15 protein-coding genes are annotated in these 16227 nt (G+C 44.0%); 6 read left to right on the top strand and 9 right to left on the bottom strand.

Annotated elements, in window-relative coordinates; translation table 11 throughout:
* Positions 1-181 precede the first annotated feature (181 nt).
* Positions 182-865 carry a hypothetical protein gene (locus tag MNR06_RS01670; protein ID WP_243538234.1) on the top strand — a complete coding sequence of 228 codons (684 nt, stop codon included), beginning with the start codon at positions 182-184 and terminating at the stop codon, positions 863-865.
* Positions 866-888: 23 nt separating this feature from the next.
* Positions 889-1539 (top strand): iron-containing redox enzyme family protein, encoded by a 651-nt coding sequence (locus MNR06_RS01665; protein WP_243538232.1) that lies wholly within the window; start codon positions 889-891, stop codon positions 1537-1539.
* 11 nt (positions 1540-1550) lie between these two features.
* Here MNR06_RS01665 and MNR06_RS01660 read toward each other — a convergent pair whose 3' ends face one another.
* The 3 genes from MNR06_RS01660 to MNR06_RS01650 all read right to left on the bottom strand — a co-directional run bounded on the left by MNR06_RS01660 (position 1551) and on the right by MNR06_RS01650 (position 3880).
* Entirely contained in the window at positions 1551-2222 is a 672-nt protein-coding gene (locus MNR06_RS01660; RefSeq protein WP_243538230.1) for a hypothetical protein, read from the bottom strand.
* Positions 2223-2356: 134 nt separating this feature from the next.
* Positions 2357-2683, bottom strand: a complete 327-nt coding sequence (gene trxA / locus MNR06_RS01655) for a thioredoxin (RefSeq protein ID WP_243538228.1) — start codon at positions 2681-2683, stop codon at positions 2357-2359.
* A gap of 81 nt (positions 2684-2764) precedes the next feature.
* Positions 2765-3880 carry an ANTAR domain-containing protein gene (locus MNR06_RS01650; protein WP_243538226.1) on the bottom strand — a complete coding sequence of 372 codons (1116 nt, stop codon included), beginning with the start codon at positions 3878-3880 and terminating at the stop codon, positions 2765-2767.
* A gap of 113 nt (positions 3881-3993) precedes the next feature.
* Between MNR06_RS01650 and lptF the strand changes: the two genes are divergently transcribed.
* Entirely contained in the window at positions 3994-5100 is a 1107-nt protein-coding gene (gene lptF, locus MNR06_RS01645) for an LPS export ABC transporter permease LptF (RefSeq protein ID WP_243538224.1), read from the top strand.
* 175 nt (positions 5101-5275) lie between these two features.
* On the opposite strand, the gene MNR06_RS01640 is transcribed toward lptF, so the two are convergent.
* The 3 genes from MNR06_RS01640 to MNR06_RS01630 are packed head-to-tail and all read right to left on the bottom strand — an operon-like array spanning position 5276 to position 8491.
* Positions 5276-6223, bottom strand: coding sequence for a DNA-processing protein DprA (locus tag MNR06_RS01640; protein WP_243538219.1), 948 nt, complete (start codon positions 6221-6223; stop codon positions 5276-5278).
* 39 nt (positions 6224-6262) lie between these two features.
* Positions 6263-7906 carry a LysM peptidoglycan-binding domain-containing protein gene (locus tag MNR06_RS01635; RefSeq protein ID WP_243538218.1) on the bottom strand — a complete coding sequence of 548 codons (1644 nt, stop codon included), beginning with the start codon at positions 7904-7906 and terminating at the stop codon, positions 6263-6265.
* Between the two features lie 57 nt (positions 7907-7963).
* Complete coding sequence (locus tag MNR06_RS01630; RefSeq protein ID WP_243538217.1) at positions 7964-8491, bottom strand: tetratricopeptide repeat protein; 528 nt, start codon at positions 8489-8491, stop codon at positions 7964-7966.
* Between the two features lie 315 nt (positions 8492-8806).
* Here MNR06_RS01630 and MNR06_RS01625 point away from each other — a divergent pair, with 315 nt between their 5' ends.
* Together MNR06_RS01625 and MNR06_RS01620 are read left to right on the top strand one after the other, a co-directional pair.
* Positions 8807-9703, top strand: coding sequence for a ComEC/Rec2 family competence protein (locus tag MNR06_RS01625; protein ID WP_243538216.1), 897 nt, complete (start codon positions 8807-8809; stop codon positions 9701-9703).
* Complete coding sequence (locus MNR06_RS01620; RefSeq protein ID WP_243538215.1) at positions 9703-10419, top strand: ComEC/Rec2 family competence protein; 717 nt, start codon at positions 9703-9705, stop codon at positions 10417-10419. The genes MNR06_RS01625 and MNR06_RS01620 overlap by 1 nt, the downstream gene beginning before the upstream one ends.
* A 346-nt stretch (positions 10420-10765) precedes the next feature.
* On the opposite strand, the gene ald is transcribed toward MNR06_RS01620, so the two are convergent.
* The gene (ald, locus tag MNR06_RS01615; protein ID WP_243538214.1) at positions 10766-11872 is read right to left on the bottom strand and encodes an alanine dehydrogenase; all 1107 of its coding nucleotides are present in this window, start codon (positions 11870-11872) and stop codon (positions 10766-10768) included.
* Between the two features lie 277 nt (positions 11873-12149).
* Here ald and MNR06_RS01610 point away from each other — a divergent pair, with 277 nt between their 5' ends.
* Positions 12150-13832: a hypothetical protein gene (locus MNR06_RS01610; protein WP_243538213.1), complete on the top strand. Its 1683-nt coding sequence runs from the start codon at positions 12150-12152 to the stop codon at positions 13830-13832.
* A 26-nt stretch (positions 13833-13858) separates the two neighbouring features.
* Here the strand turns inward: MNR06_RS01610 and MNR06_RS01605 are convergent, their stop codons facing one another.
* Positions 13859-15541 carry a hypothetical protein gene (locus MNR06_RS01605; RefSeq protein ID WP_243538212.1) on the bottom strand — a complete coding sequence of 561 codons (1683 nt, stop codon included), beginning with the start codon at positions 15539-15541 and terminating at the stop codon, positions 13859-13861.
* A gap of 216 nt (positions 15542-15757) precedes the next feature.
* Positions 15758-16195: a hypothetical protein gene (locus MNR06_RS01600; RefSeq protein ID WP_243538211.1), complete on the bottom strand. Its 438-nt coding sequence runs from the start codon at positions 16193-16195 to the stop codon at positions 15758-15760.
* Between the last annotated feature and the right edge of the window lie 32 nt (positions 16196-16227).

The raw sequence follows: 16227 nt of genomic DNA, 5'->3' as shown, positions 1-16227 counted from the left end.
CAAGTCAAATTTTGAAAATCTAATTTTGATCGCACCAAAAACAGACATAAACATTATTTTTTTAGTAATGTCTAAACAACTGTTAATGTTTGCAATGTTCATCCGAAAAGCTTCTGTCCTTACCGTTCAGAGCCGGTAAGGTCTCGAAGTAGAACGTTGTAGTGCATTGCGGAGGTCGTTAGTGTTCGGCTTTAAGCTATATTTATTTAGCCCTCATTTCGTTGATGAAGCATTCACTGAAACATTCAATAAAGTCTATATCGCTTGGAAAGAATCCTTCATAGAAGTCGTCGAAGGAGCCGGCGGAAAACTGGATCCCGATGATTTCTTTCGTAACGACGTCGTCGCCGCTATCTTATACAATGATGAAGTTGTCGCCCTAAGCACGATGACAATGTTTGATTTAAGATTGCTATCTTCAATTGAACATCATTATGTGCAAGCCTTAGAACCCAAAACCGTTCAAAACTTAGTAAAAGACAAGCAGCCACGAGTTATAAGTATTGAATATTTAAACGTGAAGCCCCAATGGCGCAAATCGCACTCGAACATTTTATGGACTGAAGTGCTTATCGGTGTGGGTTTAAAGCTTATGGATGACTCCCCTGCGGATGTTATCATGGGAACCCCACGCACCGACGTGAAGGTCTTAGATGTGTGCTTAAATCTTGAAGCCATCGAGGTTCAGCCACCCATTAAGAAGATGAACTATCCCTGCGCGGTGGTTGTTTTCCAGAAACAGAAAAATAGAAAATTTAAAAACGATGGCACCGCCCAATACGTAGAGGGTCTTTATAAAGACCGCGTACTGACTGGCGCAGCGCCGTTTTCACAACAAAATCTTACTAACAAAAAAGTTTCTTAATAATAAGAACAAGGAGTACGTATATGAAGCCCACAATTTTTGACACTTTAAGTGCCTGCGTAGAAAAATCAGGAAAATTCTTAATGGAAGATGCACCTTGGGAAAACAAGGACTTCTATGCCGCTTGGTTATCGCAGGCCTGTTATTATATTTGCCATTCAACCCGCTTACTGGCGTTAACAGCAGCCAACATTCCACCGAACGACAACAGCATGCACTATCGCTTCTTAAAGCATTGTGCAGAAGAAAAAGGCCATGAAAACTTACCAGTGATGGATATGAAAGCCGTGGGCCGCGACATCGCAAACTTCCCCGAGTTTGCAGTGACCCAAGCATTCTATCAAACCCAGTACTATCAAATTGAACACATTCATCCCCACGCCTTCTTTGGCTATATTCTTTTCTTAGAAAGCCTTGCCTGCGATTACGGCCCGAAACTTTCAGAAAAGATTGAAAAGATCCATGGGCCCAAAGCGATTTCATTTTTAAAAGTACATTCGGATGCAGATATCGAGCACGTGCGCGACGCCTTAGAGCGTGTGGCGAAACTGCCAATGGAACAGCAGATGATGGTTCAAGAAAATATTAAGATGACGGCAGAGCTTTATTGGCAACTGTGCCAGCAGGCTTTAGAGGTTGGAAACAATATGGGTAAAATAAAAAAAGCGGCCTAAGCCGCTTTCCTTTACCCTTCAAGGATCTTTGCATCCTCTGCGATGATCAAAGCAACGGCTCTCTTATTGTGGTAAAGAGGGCCCATCACTGGGAAGTTGATTTCAGTCACCAACATGTCGACTGAAGCAAGTTCACGTACGACATGGGTTGGAATATCAGGAACAAAGTTTTCGCCAATTTCTTGATTAAAGATCTTACCAGCGTAACCCAATAATGAATCAGTGATTCTAGTGTCACGGTTGAATAACAACCACCACTCTCTAGAGTGAAGCTCTTCAAGCGTGTAAGAACAGAATTTAAAGAAGTTCAAACTTCTGAACAATTGAACGTTTTCGTTTGAATAGATCTCGATCACAGAATTTTCATTGAAGTACTGGAAAAGATCCGAACGCGGGATCAAATTCAATTTTCTTAAAGCACGCCAAACGAAAGTAGGACCATCGCTTAAAGAATAGCCTTCGCTCATTTGTTCACGGCAAAGCTCAACGTAGAATTCTAAGTGGTAGTTGATAGTTTGTTTTTGCTTTTCAGAAAGTTTTGAAAAGTACGGAAGACCTTTATCATAGGTACGAACTAGAACACCCTCACCTGCCAACATCACTGAAAGGCGTTGCGCTAAAGTTTTGAACTTTTCGTTTTCAACTTCAGATTCTACCGCCACATTTTGAAGATCGATGGACATATAAACTCTACCTTGTTGAGTGCCTTGAAACATATTAGTGGTCCCAATTTATTAAGTCCACTCAAATACCAAAAAAATAGGGAGTTATAGAATAACTCCCCATCTGCCAAATATGTTTTCGATATCAAACAAACCTAAGTGTTTTTGTTTAAGAAGTCCAAGATAGCGTCTTTAGGGTGGTTACCAACTAGTTGCCCGACTTCGTTTCCGCCTTTGAATAACAACATCGCAGGAATACCGCGGATGCCGTATTTGCCTGGAGTACCAGGATTTTCATCAACGTTAACTTTTACGATCTTAACTTTTGTCCCCAATTCTTGAGCTACTTCTTCAAGCTTAGGAGCCAAAGCACGGCATGGACCACACCATTCTGCCCAGAAATCTACAAGAACTGGGGTTTGTGAATTAAGAACTTCTGTTTCAAATGAACTGTCTGTTACTGGTGTTGTAAATGCGCCCATAGTGGCCTCCGTAAAATCAATGTCAGATCTTGAACTAACATGTACATGAAAAGGCCTACGGTCAAGGTGCGATACGGTCCATTATTTCTTAAAAAGGGCTTTTGTAAATTCCCGGCGTAACTCGTCTTGGTCCTTCAGATTTTGACTATCCCAGTCACCTTCTAGACCCTTTTGGCGGCGACGGGCCTCTACACGGGTGATAGTACTTTGCGGAGGAAGGTTCACACCTGCCACCATTTGACTGTACTTAGACACCCTTTCTTTCAGCGTTTGCTCGGCTTTTAAAAGTTCTTCGCTGGCCTTGGCTTGCAGCTGTTGTTCCTCACTTGCCGGGGCAACCTCACCTGAAACTTCAGCAGTTGCATCACTTGGCACCGTGCCTTCAACCTTCAAGGTTTCTACAGGTTCTGTGCTTTCCGAGACTTCAGAAACGACTTCAACTCTTTCAACCTCGGGGGTGCCACCGCCTAAAAGTTCTTGTTCAAGGGCCTTTAGGTCAACGTCTGGAAAGGCTTCAGCCATGTCGTTAGAAGCATCTTCTTTTTGCGCCTCAGCCATGCGATCGCCAAACTTAAACTTGGCTTTTTCTTTGTCTTCTTCATTACTTAACAAGAACTCTTGATCTTTGCCTTGACGCTCTTCAGCCGGGGCTAAAAACTCTTCTTCCGCGGCAACGGCCTTTTCTTCAACTGTTCCTTTAACATAAATGGCTTCACCTTCAGGGGTTGGCTTTCCGCCGTGGGCCCCTGCTGCAGCACTGCCACCGACCCCACCAGGTTTATGGGGGCTTTCTACGTGCATGGCTTTATTTAAACGTTCTAACAGAACGGCCTCATCATGGCCTAAGATGCGCCCGATGACTTGCACTAACCGAAGCGGAGGAACCGGAGCCTCTAAAATCATGTCGGCGCGAATTCTTAAAAGATCCTGGGGACCCGGCTTAAAGTTCGCGGGAAATATAAGAACGGACTTGCCGTGCCAGCGAGCGTTTTCTTTAAGACGCTTTCCCACCCCAAGGGAACTCACCTTCCCTGCTTTACCAGAGCCAACAACTAAATCGGGATTGAATGCCAACATCTGATCCGACATAGCGTACTCACTCGTTAGACCGATGACGTCAAAGCCGACTCTTTTTAAAGCCGCCTCCACACTCATTAAATCCGCATAGTCTTCGTACACTAAAAGAATCTTGTTCATGGTGATATTGTCAGATATGGGATGGGCGCGGTCAATAAACCTTCAACTAGACAATGGACGCGATGACTCGCACCCTGGCTCAGTCTACAATGTTGCAACAGGAGACCTCAACTTTGAGTATTTTTTTTGGAAAAAAAGCTGCGCAGTACATTTTCTTTGAGATGCTTCCCAGCTTTATCGTTGGTTTGTTAGTTTTCATTTCGATCATCCTTATGTTCCAGGTTTTAAGATTGACCGAATTTGCCCTCGTTCATGGCGTAAGCATACGGACCATCGGGGAAATCATTAGCTACGTTATCATTTCGTTATTACCTGCGCTTTTTCCCATGGCGTTGTTATTTTCAGTCCTTCTTACTTACGGTCGCCTCAGTCAGGATTCAGAAATCGTGGCGATGAAAGCCTCAGGTTTGCCAATGACAACTTTGCTTATGCCAGCAGTCATCTTGGCTTTGCTTGTGGGAACAATTTCAGCTCAGATGTCCTTCAACATTGCCCCGTGGGGCAATCGACAGTTTGAGGTGATGTTTTCGCGAATCAGTGACACAAAAGCTGGCGCCGTTATCAAAGAAGGTACCTTTTCTGAAGGTTTTTTCGATATGGTGGTTTACGCCAATAAAGTGGATTCAGAAAAAGGCATTTTAAAAAATGTTTTTATTTATGATGAAAAATCGGGCGACATTCCTTTAACTATCATTTCAAAACAAGGCGAGATTATTCCTGATCCCGATAAACCAGGTCACGAAGTTTTGCTGCGCCTAAAAGATGGTGAAATTCATCGCCAAGCTAAGACCCACACCAAGATCAGCTTTGAAACCTACGACGTTCAATTTTCTGCGCCATTAAATATTGGCGAAAAAAAGAAGTCGCCCCAATCACTGACTTTAAGTGAAATTGAAAAAAGACTTACAGAGGACTTTTCTAAAGATAAAGAAATGGAACGCACTTTACGTACTGAGTATCACAAACGTTGGGCGATTTCTGCTTTGTGTTTAGTGTTTGCACTTATTGGTGTAGGCCTAGGAACCACGACGAATCGCCGTGCCGCTAAGGCCGGTGGAATGATCTTGTGTATCGGTCTGATTATTTTGTATTGGGTTTTGTATATCGCCGCAGAAGGCGCTGCCCGCGGCGGATCGTTGCCAGTAACCGTTGCTGTGTGGACACCTAATATTCTTTTTGCCGGACTTGGTTTTGAAGCTTTAAGAAGAAATTGGGACTAAGAGGCGGCGACTAAAAAATTAGAGCGATGCAGTAGCATCCATACTACCACGGTCATCCTTGACCACATCGCCCCTCCCTTAAAACAAATGGTAGGGGCAATGACGGCTCCTTGCAAAAGATTTTTTTAGATGATTTCACTTTTTTCGTAAGAGTTTTGGCAACTTAGAACGCTCACTACCGGTAGTGTAACAAACTTTCCTGCTTCACTATCCCTGCTGGGGATGCTTTAACATCGTTCATTTCTGCGGTTATTAACATGGATAAATCTTGCGCATCTCTGACTATTTGAGCGCCTTCCATTACCAGTTCTAAGCTTCCAGAAAAATGCGGATCTAAGGGATGACCGGGGACAATCCAAACAGGGCGACCTAAGTTTAAAGACTGATGCGCCGTAATTAGAGTGCCACTGCGTTTTCGTGCTTCCACTAAAAGTGTTGCCTTTCCCAGTGCCGCGATCAATCGATTGCGATGATGAAACAGATGCTTGTGCATTCTTTGTTCATAAGCATATTCACTTAAGACACATCCGCCATTTTCATAAATCGCGTGCAGCCATTCTTTCAAACTTTCTGGATAAATATTTTCTAAGCCCGATGGCAAAACCACGACGGTTGGCAAACTTTTTCTTAATGCCACTGAATGGGATTTTTGATCTATCCCCCGCGCACCACCACTGACAACACAAGGCCGTTCTTTTTCACAAAACGGTGCGAATTCTTTCTCCATCCATTGAATGGATTCAAAACAAGGCTCTCTGCTGCCGACGACTGCCAGGGCTTTGTCAGATAGCCACGCTGGCGATCCGCGATAGGAAAGCGTTAAAGGAGGATCTGTCATAAGATAGCAGGAAGCAGGGTAAAGCTCTTCACCGTAACAAACCAAATGAATGCCATTCATCTTTAGCTTCAGAGAATCTTCACAATGTTTTTTAAATAGCGCATGGTTCTTTTGAATCGCTTCGTACAGCTCTGGCTGATGGAATTTTAAAGCTTGAAGCAGTCCCTCAGGATCCAGCTGTTGCCTGATTTTCAAAGAATAAAAAAGTCCTAAGATAGCATCCCGCTGTACGTTGAACAGCGGATGAGATTTGATCAATTGACATAAAGAATATAAATCGTTCATAACAAAAGAGCCCTGCAATCTGCAGGGCTCTTTTTAAGTTTATTCTATTTCTAGATCCAGATCTTCTTCTCCGGAATCCGACGGGGCCTCTTCTTGAGGTGCGTCCTCAAAATCCTTTTCAAAATCATCATCTTCTTTTTTCGGAGCCTCAATCACCTCTGGCTCTAAGGCAACTCGGGCCGTAGGTTTACCGACATAGTCCCCTAAAAGAATATCATCAGTGGCTTTCACAATGTAGGCCGTTGCGAAGTTCGGAGCCACGCGGACCACTTTTGCCGCACCGATCACGCGATCATTAATAACCGCATCGTTTTTCTTATTGCGAACTCTTTCATCCGCAAAAACTGGAAGAGCCATGCCTTCTTGAATTCCTTGGCTGCTTCCTGAATCTAAGAATACAAAGCTGTGGGAACCAAAAAGACTGCGTTTGGCTTCAAACTGCCCGCCCATGATTTTTGCGCCCACACCTGTTGTCAGGCTGCCAATAGTTGGATCAATCATCGGAAGTCGACCAGGAATAAGCACAGAGCCTACGGCAACGGGTTGAATCGTTTTTTTGACTAAAGCGCGGTACAAATTCTTTTGCTCATTGACGGGCTCAATGACTTCAATTTCACCTTGCAGCTCTATCATAAAGCCTTTGCGCTTTTTTGTTTCAGGGTCTTTTACTTCCGCAAGATTTTTTTGCACGACAAATTCTTTGCCCGCATTATTTGGCAAGCGAACATAGACATGCTGATAGTCTCCAGCGGTCTTAGTATCAAGCTCTGTCGCTGTGACCACACCCACACCCTCGACCGGGGCATCAGCGATAAAGTATTCCAGATATTCTAAAGCTGTTGGGAATTGGGTTTTAGCTAATTCTACTTCTAAAGTTGGCAAAGGTTCATTCACTGCGCCCAAACGGTATTGCGGCAAACTTGGCGGAAGTTTCTTAAGTAACGGAGCTCTTTTTTTACCTTTTGGTAAAGCCCCGACATTCACTTCATTCTTATCAGCTTTTTTTGCTTTTTCTTTTTCCTGAGGCTCGTTTACGGCCGCTGCATCCGCTTCCGCCACAGCCATCGTCGGCGCATCATCCATGCTGCCAGGGAAGAATTGAACCATCATGCCAGGTTCGATTTCATGGGGATTTAAAATTTGCGGATTATTCAACGACCACACTTTCGGCCAATAGGTGTAATCACCAAAAAAGGTTGTAGAGATACCCGACAAAGTATCCCCTTTTTGCACTAGATAAGTTTCTGATGCTCTTGGACCTGCCACTTGTTCCCACGCTTCTTGGGAAGTCGGCTGTTCGTTGTAGGACTTATAGATGCGGTGAAATTCAGATTCTTTTGAAAAGTCAGGGGAATCCCCTTGCGCTGCTGTTTCAACCGCAGTTTCAACGGGCGCTGGAACCGCTTCTGGTGTGGCGACTTCCGTTGGCTCTGCAGCTGGCGCATCGATTTCAGTTGGCGGAACGGGCTCTGCAGGTTGCGAAGCGCTTCCCGTTTCATCGATTTCTTTAAACTCGGGTACAGAAGGCTCTGCGGGTGCATTTTTCTGTTCAGGCTCAATCACATCTAAGGGATCTGTTTCCCAGGTTGCATCCGGTGGAGCATCCTGCGCCTGTACTTTTTGTACTTGCGCCATTTGCAAACAAATCATCACCGCTAAAATCATCGAAAGTCTTTTACTCATCACCTTTTGCATCCTTGCATCTTGCTTATGAGAATCTGAAACGTAAGAAACGAAAAACTATTTCATCAATTTTAATTCAGCATCAGCGCGGAAAGATTCCGGGCTGCCTGGATATTTCGCGCGAACTTCTTTAAGTGTGTTCATCGCAAAATTTGGAAGATTCATTTTTTTGTAAGTCATGGCCTTTGCGAATTTCGCTGCGACCACTTTGTTGCTGCTGGAATATTTCTTTTCAATCTCTGTAAAGTACTTCACGGCTTCAGCATAATTGTTGTGATCCACAGCCATTCTGCCCGCTAAAAAAAGCGCATTGTCAGCGTAGGAACTTTGCGGGAAGCGACTTAGTAAACTTTGTAAACGGCTCTTGAAGCCTATTTCATCGTCATTCTGATAAGCGCTTACCATTTCAGCATATAAGTTGATGTCATTTTCTTTAGTAAAGTCTTTGCCAGTAAGCTCTACCAGTAGTGCTTCTTGCTGAAGATCCTTTGCAGGAGAGGCTTTGGACAGCGCCGAATTTTTTGCGAACGCGCTCATGGGGACACTTAAAAGTACCGTTGCTGCTAATAGTCTAAGTTGCTTCATCTCTCGACACCTCATGCTGTTTCACCAGTATGACACGCATTAAGAAGTGCAAACAAGCAGGAGTTATCCACACAAAATGTTGAGTTGTTGTAATGCTAGACCTTAGACCTATTTATTTACAAGGCTTTCAGCGATTTGCCAGTATTTTGGGCATCATATAAGTATATGAAATTTATAGTGAATACTTAATAACTAGGACTTTTTTAAGCAGGCAAATAACAGATCTTACATTCCGCCCCTGTCGGACGCATCTTCCCAGTGACAGCTTATTTTAGAAATCAACTGCGTTACGAAAATTGCTAAGTAGTTAAAACTATGGCAATTCTTCTGATCCTTGCTTTCGTGTTAAGCATTCCACTTCCAACTCATTTGCACGATAATGCATCAGCTGTCTCGCAAGAATTCCACAAAAAATGTATCGAGATTATTCCACATAGTACCCAGCACGCATCATCGTTAGCAGCTCTTGTTTGTGGTGAAAAAATCACAGATGAAAAACTGAAAGCAAATTTAAGCAAAACATCTTTGATTCACATCTTTGTTATTTCTGGTTCTCACTTAATTTTACTTGATCAGCTTTTAGGCATTTTAAAAATTCCACTTTATTTAAGATTCGTTTTTCTTGGGGCCTATGCGCTGTTTGGAGGCTGGCAAGCGCCCGCAGTGCGTGCCTTGCTTGGTTTTGCGGTCCGCGAAACCTTCGCGTATCGCAAGATCTTTTTCCCTGCGGATCTGATTGTGCTGATAACGGGCTTTACGGCGCTTTTTCTTTTTCAATCGTACTGGCAGTCGTTGTCCTTTTTGATGAGCTGGAGCGCAGCCCTGGCTCTGTCTGTGGTGGCGGTCTTTCGCGTACGGAATTCATTTTCGAAGGCCGTGTTATCACAGTTCGCCATCTACTTTTTTATGCTGGCTCCACTTTGGGGGATTGGCAGTCTTCATCCGTTGAGTATTTTATATAACTTATGTTTGGCTCCCGTGGTTTCCTTTGTGTTGTTGCCATTAAGTTTTTTTACTGTGGCCATGCCACCCCTTGCCGTTGTTTTTGATTCGGTGATGAATATCTTTGGCTCACTACTTCCCTTGGTTGCCGAACCGGTTAAAACGGCCGCCGTGACCGCGCCGACTTTACCATTTCTATGGTTGTGGCTTTTAGGACTGCACCTATGTTTGCATTTTCTTAGACTGAAACTTTGGCAGGGAAAAATGTGATGAAGTGGTTTTGCCTTTTTCTTATAACTTTCAGCGCCAGTCACGTCTTGCATATTCCAGCGCAGAAATTTTTTATCGTGTGGAATGTGGGACAAGGCCAGTGGACGACCGCGGTCACACCCAATGCTTGTTATCACTTCGATATGGGGGGTGAGTTTTTTCCGATGGGGAAAATTCTGCAACAATGCCGACTTAAAGCTAATCTGGCTTTCTTAAGTCATTGGGATTGGGATCACGTGGGTGGGCTTCAAAAAGTAAAAAAGAATTTGCCCTTGTGCATTGGTCTACGCCCCCTAGGACCCGCCTCAAAAAAGAAAAGAAGGTTGCTTGCGGGGTTTTCTGACTGCGATAAAAAATCAATTCCTGAACTTTACAAATGGCAACCCCGTGGATTTAAAAACGCCAACGAACAAAGTCAGGTGATATTATATAACCAAGTACTTTTACCCGGGGACTCCCCTGGGGAACATGAAAAGCAGTGGCTTGACCAATCGTGGATCTCGCGAACAAAGCATTTTATTTTAGGACATCATGGCAGCAACACCAGCACGTCGATGGAACTTTTAAAGCGCCTTCCTGACGGCATCCAAGCGATCAGCTCGGCCCGCTGGGCCCGTTATAAACATCCCCACAGCAGTGTTGAACTAAGACTGAGCCAGGCGCGCATTCCCCTGCTGCGCACAGAGGACTGGGGAAATATTTGGATAGACCAATAGATCAGTACACGTTTGTCTTTTTCTCTTGCATGCTGTACTGAGTTTTTCATCACTATCAACTTTTTGGTAAATATTTAACATTACGGTTCTCGCCAAGGTATTAGCTAGCCAGAAAAACCCAAAATAATACGTTCCGTTTAATTGATGATTCACCCTAAAACAGCAACTACTTTTGCCCGCATATTAGCATTCATCATGCCTACCCCGAACTCAGCGGCATTCGAGGGATTAAACTAAACAGTTTTAAGTTAATTAATCTTTATGCATGCTCTTAAGGCAGCTTTTAAATAAAAAAAAGCCCGAGATCACTCCCGGGCTTTTTTGATCGAAATTGTATTCGAAGGAATTAAGCTCTGTAAGCTTTGTATTCCATGTGAAGATCTTTAGCCACTGGCTCGTAGCAAACGTAACCGTTGTATACGTTAAGACCTTTAAGCAATGCTGGGCTTTTCGCAACAGCATCTTCAACACCCATATTAGCAAGCATCAAACCGTACTTCGTAGTGACGTTAGTCAAAGCGTAAGTAGAAGTTCTTGGTGCTACACCTGGCATGTTTGGTACGCAGTAATGGATGACGCCATCAACTTCGTATGTTGGGTTTGTGTGCGAAGTTGGACGGCAAGTTTCGATACAACCACCTTGGTCAACCGCAACGTCAACTACTACTGAACCTTTAGCCATAGAAGAAACCATCTCTTTAGAAACAAGAGTTGGAGCTTTATGACCCGTGATCAATACACCACCGATAACTAGATCAGATTCACGAACTGATTCTTCGATGTTTTTCGGATTCGAGAACAAAGTCATGCAACGACCTTGGAAGATATCATCAAGATATTCCAAGCGCGCTGTAGATACGTCAAGAATCGTCACAGAAGCGCCAAGGCCTACTGCCATTTTCGCAGCGTTCGTACCAACAACACCACCACCGATGATTGTTACTTTACCTGGTTTAACGCCAGTCACGCCACCAAGAAGGATACCTTTACCACCGTGATCTTTTTGAAGGTAGAAAGCACCGATTTGTGTCGCCATACGACCTGCAACTTCAGACATAGGAGTCAAAAGAGGCAATGAACCATTTTCAAGTTGGATTGTTTCGTAAGCGATTGCTTTCACTTTACGCTCGCAAAGAACTTTAGTTAGTTTTGGTTCTGCAGCTAAGTGAAGGTATGTGTAGATGATTTGATTTTCTTTCATCAACTCATATTCATCTGGAAGTGGTTCTTTAACTTTTTGGATCATGTCCGCTTTCGCGTACACTTCTTTTTTGCTGTCGATAATTTTCGCACCAGCTTTTTCGTATTGTTCGTTAGTGATACCAGAACCAACGCCCGCGTCTTTTTCAACTAGGACAGTGTGGCCTTCACCCACATACTGACGAACACCCGCTTCAGTCATACCTACGCGGTTCTCAGAAATCTTAATTTCCTTAGGAACACCGATAATCATTTTCACTCCTGTAGGGGGTAAAGAACTCCCTATTATTTATCTGATTTTTGATGACTCCCGGACTATGCCAGATCAGTAATAAAAGTAAAAGATTCCTCGAACTATAGCGCACCTAATCAGCACCTAGGTGACCCCTCGACGAAAATAAGTTCCCTCATAAAAAGGTCCGTTTTTCGCGATTTTTATGACCTAGGCCCCGCGAAAACCTATTTAATTCAAATAAATGCCTTAAAAAATGGCACAGTAGAGTGGCTATGCATCTAGAGGAATTCAATTTATGAAATTACATTTGTTTTCACTGCTGACGGCTTTTTCAATTCTTGGAACGGCAACGGGAAGCTTTGCCGCTGATGCACGGGATTGGCGCATCACGCAACCGGTTTGGACTGAAACCCACGAACAACTTTTCGGTGAATTTATCGTCCGACTTGGCGAAGCGGTTGAAGCGCGCAAATGTTCTCGCGTTGATACCTGTTTAAAAAGCGATGTGAATCCTTACTATCCGACTGATCCTGCGGGCTTAAAATATTACGCTGACTGCGCAGATCTTCCTTATTACTTGCGCGGCTATTTCGCGTGGAAAAACGGTTTGCCATTTTCGATGGTCAACCAAGTAAAACCCATCGAGGGCCCGGTGGGTCCTTTGAAGCCTAGCAAAGACGTTCGTTATTCCCCACATGGTAACTATGTGCTTAGCCGCTATGAAGCTTTAGTAAAAGTTCAACCGGATTTAACTAATGTTTATCCAAATGCAGTACGGGTTCTTAACTACACCATTCCAGGTCTTACGTTTTCAGCTACCTATCGCATGATGGGAACAGATGATACGGGCCTAATGAGTGACTTTTATCCTGCTAGATTAGATCGCACCGGCATTCGCCCCGGCACTGTCATCTATGATCCCAACGGTCACGTCGCTATCGTTTATCGCGTGGCTGATGATGGAAGAGTTTATTACATTGATGCGCATCCTGATAACTCGCTTACGATGGGAATGTTTTCGCCAAAGTTTGTGCGTTCGGCCCCAGGGCAAGGTGCTGGATTTAAAAACTTCCGTCCGTTAGCCCTTGTTGACGCAGTTCCTGATGTTGCGGGCGACGGCTGGGCTGGAGGAAAAATCGTTCCTGCTTTTAACCACCAAGTACACAACATGGGGATTGAACAATTCTATGGAACCAATCCAGATCCTGGCGGCGATTGGGCTAAAGGAAAATTCAGCATCTTAGGTCGCAACGTGAACTTTTATGATTACGTGCGAATGAAATTAACTGTCGGTGAACTGCATATCGATCCGATTGAAGACATGAACCACATCGTTGATGATATTTGTATCAGCGTTAAGGATCGCGTGAATTCAGTGGACACGGCCCGTGCAGAAGGCATTTATCTAAAACCACATCCGGAAAAATTGCCTGAAAATATTTATGGAACTCAAGGCGAATGGGAAACCTATGCGACCCCTTCCCGCGATGCTCGCTTAAAAGTGGCTTTCGTGGATTTATTAGCGAATACGGTTTCAAATATCGAACGCTATAAGAACAAAGACTCTGTTATCAGATACGAAGGCACTAACCTTGCCGGAGATTTGCTGAATATTTATTTAGAAAAGTCTCAAGCTTGTCAGATCACTTACACAACGACGGACAATCGCTCGATCACTTTAAATCTTGAAGATGTTCGCCAAAGAATTTTCGCTATGAGCTTTGATCCCTATCATTGCATCGAACTTCGCTGGGGAGCCGCCAGCGCTGAAGAATTAGCATCTTGTTCGGATGATGCAAACAAACGTGCTTGGTATGAAAATGAAAAGTACCTGCGCAATCAGCCGGAACGAAGATTTGATGTGCGCATGGATTATACTTTAGAAGAATTAGCTAATCCAATCCCAGGGGTGGGACTTGAGACAGCGCCAGACGTAGATGTTCTATCGTATCTACGCCAGCAGATTGATTGGATGTAGGCTCCCGTTTAGAGAGCCTACTTTGCTTACATTTGAGATTTCAAGAACCCAACGATATCGATATCTGGAGGAGTAGCCACTCCTACACCTTGAATAGGCTGCGCTAATTCGTGGACTGTGTAGTCCATTCTTACGTCGTATTTACGCTCGTGTTGGTTTCTAAGATATTTTTCGTTTTCATACCATAAACGCTTATTAGCATCATCAGTACATGCCGCTAATTCTTGCGGAAGACGCGCGCCCCAACGAAGTTCGATACAGTGGTATGGATCAAAACTCATGTTGAAAACTCTTTGTCGAGCAGCTTCTAAGTGCATTCTTACGACTTTATTGTTTGTCGTCGTGTAAGTGAACTCACATGCTAAGGCTCTTTCTTTATAAACGTTAAAAAGATCAGCTGCTAAGTTGCCGCCAGAATAACGGATGGCTGGGTCCCGTTTTTTATAACGTTCAATATTTGATTTTGTGGTCGCAAGCAAATCCATGAACGCCACTTTTAAACGCGCATCACGGGAAGGAGTTGCGTAGTTTTCCCACTCCCCTTCTGTACCGAAGATGTTAATAGGTAAACGTTCTGGGTGAGGTTTTAAATAAACGCCTGAAGTGCGAGCCGCCTCAACCGCAGCAACGCGGTCTTTTAAGCTTACGCAAATATCGTCTACGATATGGGCCATGTCCTCTAACGGATTGATGTGGATATCACCATCCATCAAACTCATACGAACGTAGTCATAAAAGCTGACAGTTTGATTATTGATAACGAACTTTCCTTTTGACCAAGAACCACCTGGATCTGGATGAGTTCCATAGAACTGCTCGGTACCCAGATTCGCTAATTGATAGTTAAACGCTGGAACAATTTTACCCCCAGAAAAACCGTTACCGAACATGTCTTGTTTCGCATCAACTAAAGCCAAAGGACGGAAATTTTTAAATCCCGCACCCTGCCCCGGATTAGAGCGAACAAACTTCGGAGAGAACATCCCCATAGTCAGCGAGTTATCTGGATGAGCATCGATATAATAAATGCGCCCGTCATCAGCCACCTTATAGATGATCGCCACGTGACCGTTTGGATCATAGATCACGGTACCAGGACGGATACCATTGCGGTTGATACTTGCAGGATAGAAGTCACTCATGAGCGGTGATTCATCAGCCCCCATCATGCGGAATGAAGCTGAAAACGTTAGACCCGGGATCACGTTGTTAAGAATGTCCACGGCGTCGGGGTAGGTGTTTTTAACGACTCTGTTTTTAACTAAAACATCATAACGTTTTGTGACGTAGTTACCTTTATTAGAATAACGAACGTCTTTGTTTTGTTTATTAAAAAAATCAAGATTAACAAGAACGGGTTCTTCAACCGCTTTCACTTCACTAACGATAGAAAAAGGAAGGCCGTTTTTCCAAGCAAAGTAACCGCGCAGATAGTAGGGCAAATCAGCACAGTCGGCGTAATATTTTAGACCTTGGGGATCTGTAGAATAATAAGGGTTATAGGCACTTTTAAGGCAGGTATCGACTTTATCACAGGCCCGGGACTCTACGGCCTCACCAATGCGAGTGACGAATTCACCGAACTGCTGTTCATGGAAGTCAGTCCAGACCGGCTGAGTAATCTTCCAATCTTTGGGCCCCGCAAGAGCCATAGAAGGCCCCAAGGCAGAAAAAACCGTCAGCAACGAGAGCATACCTAATAGTTTCATAACAAACGTCTCCGGATTAGTATCCGAAACACGTAGCAACTACCGAGCCAGAACTTTTGTTCTATCAACTAAAATAACAACGATCTGGCACCCCAAGCCCACCCCAGGTAGGCGCAAAATGGGCCTAAGAATTGAAAAAAGGTGCCTGCTTCTTTTTTAGGCCCATACTGCGTTAAACGCACCGTAGACCCAAAAAAGAAGCAGGCACCTTCGGAATTAGCGGATGAATTTTACTTTTACTGAGCCCCGATTTAGCGGGAAGTTGAGGCGAGCTGCACGGCGAATGATGCTTCTGAAAATAGAGCTGTTCTTCTCTGGACAGCCGGTGATGTCTAGAGTGATTTCTGAAAAACTTAAGTAGTCAGGACTTTCAACAGACGAAACCACTTTTGCGCAAGTGAGATAATTAATATTTTCCTGAACAAACTGATCACCACACCCCACATTCGCATTCACTTTGTATTCAGCAGTGAACTGCGCAAGCTGCGGCCCACGAGCCAACCCATAACACCCGATGATAGGTGCACGCTCAATAAAGAATTCCTCAGTCTGTATATCTTTAACAACGAGGTACACACGCGTATGAGCATCCACAGTACCGAATGCTTTAAGTGAACCAACCAACATAGCCAGAATCAAAACCACTGTTCTCATAATTCCTCCCAATGAATTAGAACAGATTTTTG

This window comes from Bdellovibrio reynosensis (assembly GCF_022814725.1).
GTDB lineage: Bacteria > Bdellovibrionota > Bdellovibrionia > Bdellovibrionales > Bdellovibrionaceae > Bdellovibrio > Bdellovibrio reynosensis.
This window is presented reverse-complemented; position numbering and strand designations above follow the sequence as displayed.

Bases quoted from the DNA above. Each gene is read 5' to 3' on its own strand.
- MNR06_RS01620 (WP_243538215.1), top strand. From the start codon at position 9,703: ATGAAGTGGTTTTGCCTTTTTCTTATAACTTTCAGCGCCAGTCACGTC.
- MNR06_RS01665 (WP_243538232.1), top strand. From the start codon at position 889: ATGAAGCCCACAATTTTTGACACTTTAAGTGCCTGCGTAGAAAAATCA.
- MNR06_RS01600 (WP_243538211.1), bottom strand. From the start codon at position 16,195: ATGAGAACAGTGGTTTTGATTCTGGCTATGTTGGTTGGTTCACTTAAA.
- MNR06_RS01650 (WP_243538226.1), bottom strand. From the start codon at position 3,880: ATGAACAAGATTCTTTTAGTGTACGAAGACTATGCGGATTTAATGAGT.
- MNR06_RS01630 (WP_243538217.1), bottom strand. From the start codon at position 8,491: ATGAAGCAACTTAGACTATTAGCAGCAACGGTACTTTTAAGTGTCCCC.
- ald (WP_243538214.1), bottom strand. From the start codon at position 11,872: ATGATTATCGGTGTTCCTAAGGAAATTAAGATTTCTGAGAACCGCGTA.
- MNR06_RS01610 (WP_243538213.1), top strand. From the start codon at position 12,150: ATGAAATTACATTTGTTTTCACTGCTGACGGCTTTTTCAATTCTTGGA.
- MNR06_RS01635 (WP_243538218.1), bottom strand. From the start codon at position 7,906: ATGAGTAAAAGACTTTCGATGATTTTAGCGGTGATGATTTGTTTGCAA.
- MNR06_RS01660 (WP_243538230.1), bottom strand. From the start codon at position 2,222: ATGTCCATCGATCTTCAAAATGTGGCGGTAGAATCTGAAGTTGAAAAC.
- MNR06_RS01605 (WP_243538212.1), bottom strand. From the start codon at position 15,541: ATGAAACTATTAGGTATGCTCTCGTTGCTGACGGTTTTTTCTGCCTTG.
- MNR06_RS01625 (WP_243538216.1), top strand. From the start codon at position 8,807: ATGGCAATTCTTCTGATCCTTGCTTTCGTGTTAAGCATTCCACTTCCA.
- trxA (WP_243538228.1), bottom strand. From the start codon at position 2,683: ATGGGCGCATTTACAACACCAGTAACAGACAGTTCATTTGAAACAGAA.
- MNR06_RS01640 (WP_243538219.1), bottom strand. From the start codon at position 6,223: ATGAACGATTTATATTCTTTATGTCAATTGATCAAATCTCATCCGCTG.